Genomic DNA, 12,310 nt, shown 5'->3' on the forward strand with positions numbered 1-12,310 from the left:
GGAGCTCCATTGGTGCCCGAGCCCACGACCGCAATTACGCCATTGTCTGCAATTCCAGAATTGGATGCCAATTGACGTCTCAGGAGTTTGGCGGCGCGACGCCGCTGAAACGGTCGAGCCGAAACGCGTTCGGCGCTATCAGCTTCGCATCGAGTGCCAGATCCGCGAGCATCGTACCGATCGCGCTGGCGAACTTCGCACCGTGACCGGAGCAAGGCGACGCAACGACGATGCGGGGGTCGGCCGGAAGTCGATCAGAGCTGGCTCCGCAAATTCGGACAGTAGCTTGAGTGGATTTTCTGCCTGACAGCGGCGAGGATTCTTGCCGCGAATCAGGAGCGAAGATGACGAAGAAGAGCCGCCGGATGCATTCTCCGGCATTCAAGGCGAAGGTTGCTTTGGCTGCGGTCAAAGGCGACAAGACGCTGGCGGAGCTGGCGCAACTGTTTGATGTTCATCCGAACCAGATCACGATCTGGAAAAACCAGCTCCTGGAAGGCGCCGCCGGCGTGTTTGGGCATGACAAGGCGTCGGCCGAGACGCCGGTCGATTTGAAGGCGTTACATGCCAAGATCGGCGAGCTGGCGTTGGAAAACGATTTTTTGTCCGGCGCGCTCACCAAGGCGGGCCTGCTGAGCGCAAAGCGATGATCGACCGCGGTCATGATCTTTCTATCGTGCGCCAGGCGAAGGTCCTGAAGCTGGCTCGCAGCACGGTCTACTATGAACCTCGGCCAGTTTCGGCCGAGGACCTTGCCTTGATGCGTCGGCTCGATGAGCTGCATCTCGATTATCCCTTCGCGGGAGCGCGTATGCAGCGATCGTTGCTGCGGCGGGAGGGCGTATACGCCGGTCGCCGCCACATCGCGACGCTGATGAAGCGCATGGGGATCGAGGCGGTCTATCGTCGCCCGAACACGAGTAAGCCGGCACCGGGTCACAAGATCTACCCGTACCTGTTGCGCGGATTGAAGATCGAGCGGCCCGACCAGGCGTGGGCAATGGACATCACCTACATTCCGATGCGGCGTGGCTTCGTCTATCTCGCGGCGGTCGTCGATGTGTTCAGCCGACGGGTCCTGGCCCATCGCGTCTCGATCACAATGGAGGCGGCCTTCTGCGTCGAAGCGGTCCAGGAGGCGTTGGCGAAGCACGGCAGGCCCGAGATTTTCAACACGGACCAGGGCAGCCAGTTCACCAGCCTCGAGTTCACCGATGTGCTGCTGGACGCGAAGATCGCCATCAGCATGGACGGCAAGGGCGCCTGGCGCGACAACGTGTTTGTCGAGCGGCTCTGGCGCACGGTCAAATACGAAGAAGTTTATCTCCGCGCCTACGACAGCGTGTCCGAGGCGCGAGCGTCAATTGCCAAGTATCTGGCCTTCTACAATCAGGGACGCCCTCACTCGAGCCTTGACGGGCGCACGCCCGACGAGGCTTACTTCGGCACGCAAGCTATGGTGATGGCCGCATGACCGTCGCCGACGATTTTGTCGTCGCTCTGGTCGGGCTACGCCCTCCCGACGCAACGACAAAATCGTAAGGCCCCGCGTTCAGCATAACCCGGCAGGAATCCACTTAAATCCCGCGGGGCGCTGTCCAAACAACCGGCGCCAGCTCTATCGATGATGAATTCGTTGCCCTCGTCCGGTTGCAGGTCTGCTCGCAGCGTGTTCGTGTAGAGGCAGATATCGCGCTCGACGATTGGCCCCGCCGCACCGGGAACCAATTCAGCTAGTGTCAATCCGACAGTCTCCAGTTCTGCGTCCGTTGGCGGCGGGTGCCAGGCGTCTGCCCCCACGACTGGCCCTTGGTCGTGCTGTGCAGCCTTCACGCCTCGTCCCTCGAAATCGGGAAAGCCGTAGACCACTCCTTTCTCCCCTTCGACAATAAACGCCGGAAACTCGCCGTAACGCACCAATTCGGGTTTGGCCGGCTTGAACCAACCGACCGTTTGTCGGGTGATCTTTAAGTGTCGTGCGAGTCCCGGGATTAGCCCGGCAATCCACGGTCCTGCAGCAATGATGGCCCTCTCGGCCAAGATTACCTCTCGGGGCATTGAAATACGGATGCCGGCGGCCACCGGCCGTATTCGGGCCGGAGCCAGAATGATGCGGTGTTCGGCGCCTTCGCGAAACGCGCGGATCGCCGCTTCGGCCAACAGGATCCCGCCGCTTTCCTGGACGACCACATCCCAATTATCCGGAAGCCGGAACGCGGGAAATGCGGCGTTTGCTTCCGCTCCCGTGACCGGACCGGGGACGGCGTCCTTGAGCGCGGCGGCGCGGGAGTCGGCCACCATCTTCGATCCGGGAGGTCCTGCTTCGAGTACGTGGGTCGGCATGAGGATTGTTCGTCCGCTGGCGGCCTCCAACATCCGCCATCCCTTGAGGGCAGCATCGCTAAGCTCCGTGTAAGCCGCGCTCTCGAAATTGAAGCGTCGGTACACTCGGCATGAGCCATGCGACGAGCCGCGAGCCTCGCCCAAGACAAGAGGGTCGAATCCGAGCACGTCGGCCCCACGACGCACCAGCGCATGGAACGCAGAACTCCCTATCAGGCCGAGGCCGACGACGGCGATTTCGCAAGCACGCATCCCTCACTCCCTCTTTCGCTGTTTAGCACGCGCGATTGATCTGCCGCGCCACCGCACTTTTGCGGGCCCCGCCCTTGGTGGACACACTGCAGCCGCAGCAGGAGCACAAGAATCCCTGAAGGGTGCAGTCGCGCAGTATTCGCAATTCGCCTTGTCAGCCTTTTCGGTCTTATGGGCTTGCCGCCCTGCCGCAGCGGTCGAAAGGGAGCGCCGCGCCATCGACCAGGGACTTTACCATAGGGCTGAGAGCGAGCGGCGCTCGACCCGCCTGCGCGGAACGGCGAAATGCCGCCTCGCTCCCGCGATCGCAGGCGTCTATCGCTTGTTGATGAGGATGTTCGACATCCAGCTCGACAATGGTCGGCCGCGAGTGGGTGGAGCGCACCACGCTGAGATAATATTGCACCAGCGCAACCCGGAGATCGCAGCCATCGAGCAGACTTGCGAACTGCTGACGGTTGTTGATCAGCCTTTTGGCGCGTACTACCCCGGCACCGACGACCAGTGCTCCGTACGGCAAGCGGCTGCCACGGAATGCGATGCCGAGCTCTTTCGACAGCTCTCTGGGAGAATTCTGCAGCCTGCACTGGGCTACGAAGACGCGATGCTCGGTAAGATCGTCCCTCGCCACCACAATATCGAGCCAAGCGTTCTCCGCTATGCCGACCGATGAGAGGATTTGCAACAGCTTCTTGCACACGGCACGCAACAGCTTGACGATGAACGACGCGAGCAGCCTCATGACAAATGTTTGGCCGAGCCATGGGGCCGCCGCCGATAAGAAAGAGGCTGCCGCCGAGATGGCGACCAGCGCTTTAGTGGTGATCTGCAGCTCCCGGCCGTGGATCGTTGTCCGCGCGGATGACGTGCACCGCCGCCATCGCAGTGCCATAGAGCGCCAACAGTGCTTCCGCGAAGACCACGCTGGCGAATAACGGCACGAGCAGCAGAAAGCTCGCGAGCACGTGGGCTGCGAAGAGCGCTGCGGTGGAGAACGGTGCGGCGACCGGAAGCAGCAGCCGGCAGTCGCGCACGATCGTAAGATAGATATCGTAGCCGAGCGCTCTCTCGATTCGAGAAAGCGCAGCAATGACGCAGCGCCACGACCATCGTAATTAACACCTCGTGAACTCGAGACAGCATTCTCCACATCGTCCTCTCGTCACGGTGTGATCGTGGTGTGAACAAAGCAAGCGACGTGCCGGACTCGTGCAGCAACCGGCTCGCGATGCTGCCAACGTCGCCCGGAGTAGTAGCGGCGACTTTCCGTTTCTTGTCCAGCACCAGCTCGATTGCCGCAATAAGGCCAACGCCGCGGACCTCCCCAACGAGTGGATGGTCAACGAGCGTGCGCAGCCGTTCCTGCATGTAGGGCCCCGATGCGGCCAACGTTCGCAATCAGACCCCGCTCCTCGATGAGTTTGAGGTTTTCGAGCGCAACGGCGGCTCCGACCGGGTGACCCCGCCCGTGAAGCCATGAGCCAGCAGTCCAACCTTATTGCTCTCGTCTGCGATTGGTTCGAACATGTAGTCATTCATTATGATCGCCGATAGCGGAAAATAGCTGGAACTGCTTCGAAACTACAATTACATTGGGCGCGATGTTGCAGGTTTCGCAACCGAACATTTTTTTGGTCCAGCCAAAGCCGCAAATCACCTCATCAGCGACCAAAAGGATGCTATGCTTTTTTAGTACCCTTTGAATTTTGTCCCAGTAAGTTGGCGGCGGAACGATGACGCCGCCCGCGCCCACTACGGGCTCACCGAAGAATGCTGCGATGGTATCGGCACCTTCGCGCTGAATCAGCGACTCGAGCTCCTCGGCCCAACGCGTTGCAAAGGTCTCCTCCGAGTCGCCCGCACGGCTGTCTTTGTAGAAATGGGGAGAGCCCGTGTGCATAATGTTGGGCAGCGGCAGATCGAAAGAGCGGTGGTTGTCGGGAAATCCGGTCAGGCTTGCCGCACCGACCGTGACGCCGTGATAGCCGCGCAACCGGCTGATGACCTTCTTGCGCTGAGGCTGGCCCAATGCATTCGATCGGTAGGCGATCAGCTTCAACACCGTATCGTTCGCTTCCGAGCCGGAGTTTGTGAAGAACACCTTACTCATCGGCACCGGAGACATCTTCACCAGCTTCTCGGCAAGCGCGATGGAAGGCCCATTCGATCGTGAGGCGAAGGTATGATAGAATGGCAGGATTTGCATCTGGCGATGCGCGGCTTCGATAAGCCGCTTTTCGCGGAAGCCAAGACCCGCACTCCAGAGACCGGCCATCGCATCGAGGTAGCGTTTTCCTGCCGTGTCGAAGGCGTAGGGGCCCTCGCCGCGTTCAATTATGAGCGGCCCGGCCCGTTGGTGCGACCGTGCGTTGGTATAGGCGTGAAGCTGATAGGCCACATCTCGGGCCTGTTGAGAACTGGGCAGCATGGTCGGCGTCACATCATCGGTTCAGAATTGGATAGGGACCGGAGCATCATGTGGGGAAGCGCCGGTCCTTTCCCTGGCTTCTCTGGGCCTTGCGATAGTCGTGGTTGACGATCTCTTTAAAGGAATTCGCTTGTGCCTATGCCTGACCACAGGCTTAACTGGCGGCGACGCACGGTCTGGAAGTGATCACAGAGAGGGGACGATGTCCAAGCACGACAAAGCATCGGATTTCCGGGACGTGTTGGTCGCCGACGGCAGCTTCCATCAAGCTGCCGGCGGCGTTCAGGCCGTAGAGAGCCGGTGGTCGTAGCGCCGTGGACCGCGGTTACGTATTCGAGCCCACCACGTTCAGGCCGCCCGCTCCGCCGAAGGTGAGCGGGTCTTGTGTGTTCAGCACGTTATCCCAGCTGCTGCCGCGCGTCGTCATTTCGGCTCGTCACGACGGATGCGGACTTGCGCGCAAAGCTCGCATCCTACGGGGAGGGTGCGACTTACATGCTCCGCGATCTCGCTGCGACGTAATCTCCCTCCAGGGCCGCGGTCCCATGCCGAATCAACTTTGAGCGAAGGAATCAGAACCCGCTGATCAGGTACAGGACCCTAATCGTGTTAGCGAGGAATCGCTTCCACCGAATTGTCTCATCGGGATTTACTCCGCCAACTTTATGTTTCGTTCTTGGGCGTTCTGGCTGCCTGTCTTTGTTGATGCAGCAAATGCGGGCGCGTTTTGCTTGCGCCGGTGACGCGCTCCAGGTTCACCCAGAGCATTAGCGTAAACGGCTTGAAGCGCACGTAGCGTTAGGTTGTAAGATAAAGGGAATTTGCGGGCGCCCCCAGAGCCGATTTTGCGGGCGCCCCCGGAGCCGATCATGACGAAAAGATAAGAATGCTTCAGTTCTCAAATGGAGCTCCGCATGAACATGTTCGAAACGCGGCGTGAGGCAGCTGGGCGAGGGAGCCGACTTCGTTGTGTCGACTAATCATCGCGATGAACGTTTCCCGGCCCCGTTGGGTCCAGGCAAGAAGATACGTTCTGGCTAAGTATGATCCGACAGATCGGATCCATTGGCCGTGGTCCGTTTTGCGTTGTCGATGTGTGCAGCCAATGCCGTGGTGGACGGTAAAGACGCCTAGAACCGGAAGCTGTCAAAATCGCGGAGCGCGGGACGCATCGACGGAATGGTCGCACTAGCTATGGCAAAAGGGGCCGCACCGCTCGATGAAACCAAGCCGCCGCGCAAATACCAGTTGCTGTTCGCATAGAGAAGGAGATTTGCAATGAAGCTGTTCGATATGCATCTAGAATTCGGCCAATCCAACATCAGAACGCGATGCGATTCGGACGGATCGATGGAGTCTTGGCCGACTGGAACGCGACTCTCGATGAGAACGGCTTCCAAGGGGAAGAGCAGCGCCGGTCAAAATCGTCAGAATTCATCGTTGATCGATTGGGCGAAGACCTGCACCACAATAATCACGAGGTTCCTATGATTGCATCGCCGCGGCGCTGTTTCTGATCTCAACGGGGCCGATTGGCGCAACGGCGATGCCGTACCTTCGCCAGGGCGGTGTCGTCGTAATAAATGAAATCACCGAAGTTGGAGAGCGGAAGTACAATTTTCGAACCAAGTTCGATGAGAAGACCTCGGCATCGATGCAATTATACGATCTCGGTTCATCGGAGTCGCCTTCTACCACTTGGATCTACCGGCCATTGCCACACGATGAAGGGATAAGACTTCACGCCTCCGGCTTGGCCAAAATCTCGGCGATCGTTTCACCATACATGCAGCGCCAACCGTCGTCTGTCAGCCGCCAGCCAATTTCCCCTTAGTGACGAGCATTTGGGCCGGCTTCGATCAACCCCACTGCCACCAGGCCCTCAATGGTCTTCGTGCCGACGCCAGTCCCGAGTTCGGCTTTGATGTGGAAATTGACGTAGTCCACGTCATGCGGTCCAGCGCTTGGCGCTCCTTTGCCATGAGGAGTCTATGCATTGGTTCACCGCCTAAATGGCGCCGCCAGCCGTTGGCTACTCATGTTCACGCACTAATTGGTCGTGAGACGCTTGGAAGTTGTCAGTAATTTCCGTCAAGAGCTGGAACATCATCTTTACGCTGATCAAATTGTCCAAGGTCGGATTCAACATGTTCAGAACCGAAGAAACCTGCATCAATGATCGAGCGGTAGCGTGTCCGGGATCCGCCAAGCCGGCATTGCTGGGACTCGCCAGAAGAACCTTCATTTCGTCCATCAGCCCTAACTTGAACAGCACGCCCTTTGGATTTGCGTGAACATTATGGCTTGCCAGGCGATAGTAGGGACGAGGTGATCGAGCTCGACGGCCTCAAATATGTCTTCGATCTTCGGACTGGCCTTTTTTAGATGCTCAGCAGCCCAACCCTGCTGGGTCTTAAAGTTGCGTCCATACCTTGATAGCGCCGCCGCGTATTGGCTCTCAAGGTGTTGCATTTCTTCGTCGCTGCAGGGTTCTTGACCCAACTTTGTGCAGTGCTTTTGATACTGCAACGCCGCCCGGCGGGTCTCTACAACTTCATGCGCGAAATAGCGCTCCGCTAAAATCTTCCCCGTGTTCCCCGATCAGACTGGCCACCGCCGTCGCCTCGCGGAGCGTCCGCCATCTAGCCATAGCGGCATCAGCAAATCCTCCGCTCAGCAACCAGATGATTTCCTGGGTAATCTGGCAGGATCGCGCGTGAAGCAGGCGGATGGCCGCCATCGAATAGGCGATTGGCTCTGGCTCTGACACGCCATGCGCTATGTTGTTTCCGAATTCGCTGGCAATTGTAACGAGCAATCGAGCTCCTCGAGTCCGGCTCCCCAACGCTCAGCGATCCTGCTCCGGAAGCCGTCCAAGCTGTCCTTCTGTTCCGTCGCGTGCTCTTGCCATCCCCGCTTAAGAGTGGAGAGCAATTGCGTCGAAACTTTCTCTGTGAAGTCGTTTGTCAGAGATGGAATTTGATCCTCAAGATCGCCAAGCCGTCGCGACAGCTCGTCTTCATCACGTCGATCAAATATTATCTCGACCGGCTCGCCGGCTCCCCCATCATCGACCGTCACCGCATCGACGCTGTTTGCTTGAAGGAGTCCGTCGACTAAGCTGGCGAGGTGATTTTCAGCTATATGCACGCCTTGCTCGCGAATCTTCTCCTGGATCAATTTGGCGGCCACTTCACGGGCCATGTCGTGAAGGCTTCGATTGAAAGCTTCTTGTATTGACCCCGAGTGGAGCGGCGGTGCAAACTTCATTTGGCGCGAGTGCATCGCTTAGACATCGTAACTTCCGTCGGGCAATTTCTTGCGTTTCGTCTTAGGAACTGGCTTAACTTTGGTCGTGTCAATTGTCGCCAGCTTTGGCTTGAATGTCTTTAAGGGCTTCCGCTTCGGTCCCGTTTTTGTTGTGGTGGCCACAGGCTGTTTCCCTTTAATGAATATAAGAAGGGAATGTGCCACAACCTAAGCGGGCAGGAAAGCCAAGGGCTGGGGCTCTCACGCCCGCCACTCCGCGGCTCGGCTTTCACTCGAACTTCCGCGCCATGGACGCATGCGTCCAATTCTTGATTTTGACCCAATGCGGGCATCGGCCGCCGCGGTATGGGCGATCGGAGCGCTTCGATACCAAGCCCTCAAAGCCGAACTCGCAGGCCTTCCGGAAGAGGTCCGGGCCGATCTCACCTTGCTCGAAGTCCGAGACAAAGATGCCCCTCCGGCCGGAGCGCGAGGGCCGACAGGCTGGTCACGGGCAATCCGGAAGACTAAGAAGATTGTCGGGAAGAAAACGATTGTTCTCGGTATTGAGGTACTCGCGACCATCGTGTTTTTTGACGGTCACCTTGACCGTCTTGCCCTGCTCAGTGACCTCATAAGCGCTTTTGTCGCGTCTGACGTTTGCAATGGCTGTTTCTTCCGTGTCTTGCCATCCTGAACCACCGACTGCTTGAATGCGCCGATGGCGGTCTTGATGGTTAGGCAGCCTGGCAATGCAGGTAATGCGGCGAGTCATGGCTCACTCCGATTCGTCTCCAGCGGCGGAACGGCATCCAGCAAATCCCCAATCAACCAAGCGAGGATACACAAACTGGGGAGCAGCCTTATGGCCCGACGGGCGTCATTATTATCCGGACCAGCAGGACGGCGCTTAAGACCGCAAGGCCAATACAAATGCGGCCAAGGTTGAATAAGAACGGAAGTGTGATCGTTCGAACATGCCACGCTCCTCTTGTCCTTGACGCGAGCGGGTACCGCTCCTGCATTTGTATCCTAAACTCCATGCCGCGAGTTCTTTCTTTAGGCGTGCAAGCTTGGCGACCCCGGCTTCGGGATCGCGGCCTCTCACCTGGCGCTTTAGCTCTCCCGCGTCGCGACAAGGTCTCGTCTGAGAATGCCGACCCGTTTGTTGAGCGCGTGGCGCAACGCATTGCCCTCACATACCAGCAGACCGCTTGGACATACAATCCATCATGACCCGTTGAATCTGGACTAGTGTCATACTTTCGATCTGGGCAATGCGCTTCTTAACTCCGGCACGCAAGTTGGTAGTCTTTTTAGACATCGAACAGAGTCCTGATGCTCCACTGGACAGCCCGAAAAGCTAACGGCGGTTCACCGTACAGCACCAACATTGGATCAGGCTCCTACCTATTCTAGGGGGCGCCGGCCGCCCGGATCGCGGTCGGCACCCGGCGCATACTCCTCCATTCTTCAAGTCAGAGGGACAAGCAGGACTCGATCGCGCCGGGGCGGGATGACAACCGAAGGACGGCTCACGCCATTTAAGGGGCAATCCGTTGTGCGGGTGAGCCTTGGTGTATGTCGTCCGGCAACGTCGTCGCCAAGGCTCTCACGTCCTCAGCGAATAGGCGTCTCTCCCGCGGGACCCTGGGGGCTTGGGGCAGCTCAAAAATACCGCAACCCCGTAGGATCCCGCATTGCCAAGCCTCCAATAGAGCAGCATGTTTCGTCTGGGATTCATTGGAGGGAGAACCGTAGTGATCTCGCAAGCGGACGTCGGAGCGGTCGGCCAATCATTCAGCCGTGCCGGACGATAGAAGAGCTGAGGCCGTTGCCGCGGAAATGAACGGCGCCGGGTTTAAGAATGTTGCGATCGGGGACACAAGCCGGCCCGCGAAATGAACAGTCGGTGAGCAGTCTTCTCTAGTATGGAATTGCTGCTTGCGAGACAGTGCGCTCTAGCTCTTCTACGGCACGTACAGCGCCCTTGGTTGACGGAAAGAAATGCGTCGGTGAGTGCGTCGATCTCGCCGTTCCAGCCATCGGCCGCGGGCTCGCGCGGCACGCCGCTGACGGTCACCACCTCGGATAGCTTGGGCACCTTGCCCACCGGCGCCGCGGTCAGACTCATCCACTGATAGGACCGATCCCTCGGGATCACCGAGCGCACGGCCGATGAAGGAGCAAAGCTTGCAGCCGTCTGGCGCTCTCCGCTTCTGTTGCCGTCTGCCGACCAGGGTGATCTGGTTGCTCTCGCTGTGGGTACGGTTTCGCTGTGGGGGACGGCCTGGGAGCACGACACGGGATACCGCGCGCAATTCGGGCGCGTGCGAACTGTCGATGATCTGTTGGTAGGTGAGGAGTTCGAGCGCCGCCAGACAGAGTGCGACCTACTCGATCTGGTACGAAACAACTACGGCTTAAAGAAAGGAGTAGCCACATGCTGTTCTTTGTCGATCTCGCCCTCGCGCCTCTGCAGTTCATGGCCTCGTTTTGCGACGAGATGGTGAGGCCGCTGACGCGATCGGTGCGCCCTGCCATCGCGGGCCCGGCCCAGATAATTCCTATCACCCCAGAGCGTCGGGCGCGCCGGAAGCGGAAGATTCTGCGTCGCCTGCAGCTCGGCTATTAAGGAGGCTGCGCTGATGACCGTGGGGATGTCCCGATTGGTGTTGAACTAGGTCGGGCCGACGTTGCCGGAATGAATGTTACGCGGCCCTCGAGACGTGGGCAACGGGCTTGATCGTCATGCGATCGTGGCGAGCTTGAAGGGCCGCACGTAGAACCGACAATTGCTTATGCGCCTTCAATCGTCGAAAGCCCTTGTTGGCCTCGATCATGCCGGCCGCGACCCATCGCAAGGCCATACCGGCATCCCGGCAGCGTTCGGCGTTGCGCGTGACGCGGCGAATGGTGCCCATCATGTTCTCGGCGATGTTGGTCCAGGCGAGCGATCGCCGAAGCTCCTTCGGCCGCTTCAACCGGACGACAGTCAGGATTTCGTCGAGGCCTTCGAGGATGCTGGCCGCTACGCCGGGCCATTGCTGGTCGCGTCGACGCGCGAGATTGCGGATCAATTTTTCAGCCTTGTCGGCGTCATCGAGCTCCCAGGCCTGGCGCAGCACCCGACGGGTGGCCGCATGATGCTCTTTCGGCAGGCGTTCCATGATGTTGCGCGCCTTGTGGATCTGGCAGCGCTGGATCGCAGCGGCCGAACCGAAGGTGCGGCGGATCGCCTTCGACAACGCTTTTGCGCCGTCGGCGATGAACAGTCTTGGCACCGTCGGGTCGAGCGTAAGCGCTGTTTTCAGGCCACAGCTTTGAGGTCGTGACGGCAATAGGCCCACGGCAGCAGGTGATCGATCTCGTTATTCGGATGACCGTTGACGATCCTGGTGAGCGCGTCGGTCAAGTAGGCAAGCGGATCGACATCGTTCAGCTTACAGGTTTCGACCAGGGAGGCGATGATAGCCCAGTGCTCGGCACCACCGTCGGAGCCTGCGAACAGCGCATTTTTCCGGTTGAGCGTGATCGGACGGATCGAGCGCTCTACGGCGTTGTTGTCGAGCTCGATACGGCCATCATCGATAAAGCGCGTCAGGCCCTCCCAGCGTGAGAGCGCATAGCGGATGGCGTCGGCCAGCTTGCCCTTTTGGCTGATCAACGCGAGCTTTGCGCGGAGCCACTGCTCGAAGGCTTCCGCCAGCGGTCGGCTTTTCTGTTGCCGAACGAGACAGCGCTCCTCGGCGCTACGGCCACGGATGTCCTTCTCGATGGCATAGAACTCGGCGATATGCTTGAGCGCCTCGCCCGCAATGGGCGCGGGACCGGGGGCGGCGAGTTCGTAGAAGTTACGCCGCATGTGGGACCAGCTTGCGTCAGGATAAGTCCTGGAAAGGAGGAAGAATGTGACCTGAAACCTTTCAACGTGACCCAGAGGGTTCGACGCCCTCGCGGCAAAGGCGGAGCCCGCCAGCCGGAAGCGAGTCTTGCATGGGTGACGGCAACGTCATTCGTGAAGCGTAGACAGCGGGT

At 59.1% G+C, this 12,310-nt stretch carries 10 protein-coding genes and 5 pseudogenes; 5 read left to right on the forward strand and 10 right to left on the reverse strand.

The window, feature by feature from the left end; genetic code table 11:
- Positions 1-344 precede the first annotated feature (344 nt).
- A protein-coding gene (locus HAP48_RS23450; protein ID WP_166204126.1) for an IS3-like element ISRj2 family transposase occupies positions 345-1,474 on the forward strand; the annotation gives its coding sequence in 2 pieces (ribosomal slippage) (positions 345-597 and positions 597-1,474; 1,131 coding nt in all).
- A gap of 35 nt (positions 1,475-1,509) precedes the next feature.
- Here the strand turns inward: HAP48_RS23450 and HAP48_RS23455 are convergent.
- The 4 genes and pseudogenes from HAP48_RS23455 to HAP48_RS23470 form a co-directional block, all read right to left on the reverse strand.
- The gene (locus HAP48_RS23455) at positions 1,510-2,595 is read right to left on the reverse strand and encodes an FAD-dependent oxidoreductase (RefSeq protein ID WP_166209519.1); all 1,086 of its coding nucleotides are present in this window, start codon (positions 2,593-2,595) and stop codon (positions 1,510-1,512) included.
- A gap of 169 nt (positions 2,596-2,764) precedes the next feature.
- Entirely contained in the window at positions 2,765-3,337 is a 573-nt protein-coding gene (locus HAP48_RS23460; RefSeq protein ID WP_051346818.1) for a thioredoxin domain-containing protein, read from the reverse strand.
- Positions 3,338-3,410: 73 nt separating this feature from the next.
- A complete protein-coding gene (locus HAP48_RS23465; RefSeq protein ID WP_029085031.1) occupies positions 3,411-3,629 on the reverse strand; it encodes a hypothetical protein in 219 nt (72 codons plus the stop codon).
- 166 nt (positions 3,630-3,795) lie between these two features.
- A pseudogene (locus HAP48_RS23470) lies at positions 3,796-5,023 on the reverse strand (aspartate aminotransferase family protein); the annotation flags it as partial.
- Between the two features lie 426 nt (positions 5,024-5,449).
- On the opposite strand from HAP48_RS23470, the pseudogene HAP48_RS23475 reads away from it, so the two are divergent.
- Positions 5,450-5,545, forward strand: a pseudogene (locus HAP48_RS23475) (GNAT family N-acetyltransferase); the annotation flags it as partial.
- Positions 5,546-6,381: 836 nt separating this feature from the next.
- Complete coding sequence (locus HAP48_RS23480; protein ID WP_166209516.1) at positions 6,382-6,540, forward strand: hypothetical protein; 159 nt, start codon at positions 6,382-6,384, stop codon at positions 6,538-6,540.
- 515 nt (positions 6,541-7,055) lie between these two features.
- Here HAP48_RS23480 and HAP48_RS23485 read toward each other — a convergent pair.
- From HAP48_RS23485 to HAP48_RS23495, 4 genes and pseudogenes are all read right to left on the reverse strand, one after another.
- Positions 7,056-7,277 carry a hypothetical protein gene (locus HAP48_RS23485; RefSeq protein WP_029085079.1) on the reverse strand — a complete coding sequence of 74 codons (222 nt, stop codon included), beginning with the start codon at positions 7,275-7,277 and terminating at the stop codon, positions 7,056-7,058.
- A gap of 5 nt (positions 7,278-7,282) precedes the next feature.
- Positions 7,283-7,763 (reverse strand): annotated as a pseudogene (locus HAP48_RS50800) (DUF5677 domain-containing protein).
- A gap of 38 nt (positions 7,764-7,801) precedes the next feature.
- A complete protein-coding gene (locus HAP48_RS23490; RefSeq protein WP_156929100.1) occupies positions 7,802-8,227 on the reverse strand; it encodes a hypothetical protein in 426 nt (141 codons plus the stop codon).
- Positions 8,228-8,780: 553 nt separating this feature from the next.
- Positions 8,781-9,047: a DUF3892 domain-containing protein gene (locus HAP48_RS23495; RefSeq protein WP_084518836.1), complete on the reverse strand. Its 267-nt coding sequence runs from the start codon at positions 9,045-9,047 to the stop codon at positions 8,781-8,783.
- Positions 9,048-10,287: 1,240 nt separating this feature from the next.
- Between HAP48_RS23495 and HAP48_RS50080 the strand changes: the two genes are divergently transcribed.
- Positions 10,288-10,413 carry a hypothetical protein gene (locus tag HAP48_RS50080; protein WP_256434653.1) on the forward strand — a complete coding sequence of 42 codons (126 nt, stop codon included), beginning with the start codon at positions 10,288-10,290 and terminating at the stop codon, positions 10,411-10,413.
- 302 nt (positions 10,414-10,715) lie between these two features.
- Positions 10,716-10,907 (forward strand): hypothetical protein, encoded by a 192-nt coding sequence (locus HAP48_RS23500; RefSeq protein WP_029085083.1) that lies wholly within the window; start codon positions 10,716-10,718, stop codon positions 10,905-10,907.
- 76 nt (positions 10,908-10,983) lie between these two features.
- Here the strand turns inward: HAP48_RS23500 and HAP48_RS23505 are convergent.
- Positions 10,984-11,568 (reverse strand): annotated as a pseudogene (locus HAP48_RS23505) (transposase); the annotation flags it as partial.
- A 14-nt stretch (positions 11,569-11,582) separates the two neighbouring features.
- Positions 11,583-12,146 (reverse strand): annotated as a pseudogene (gene tnpC / locus HAP48_RS23510) (IS66 family transposase); the annotation flags it as partial.
- Positions 12,147-12,310 lie beyond the last annotated feature (164 nt).

It is taken from the genome of Bradyrhizobium septentrionale (genome assembly GCF_011516645.4).
Taxonomy (GTDB): domain Bacteria; phylum Pseudomonadota; class Alphaproteobacteria; order Rhizobiales; family Xanthobacteraceae; genus Bradyrhizobium; species Bradyrhizobium septentrionale.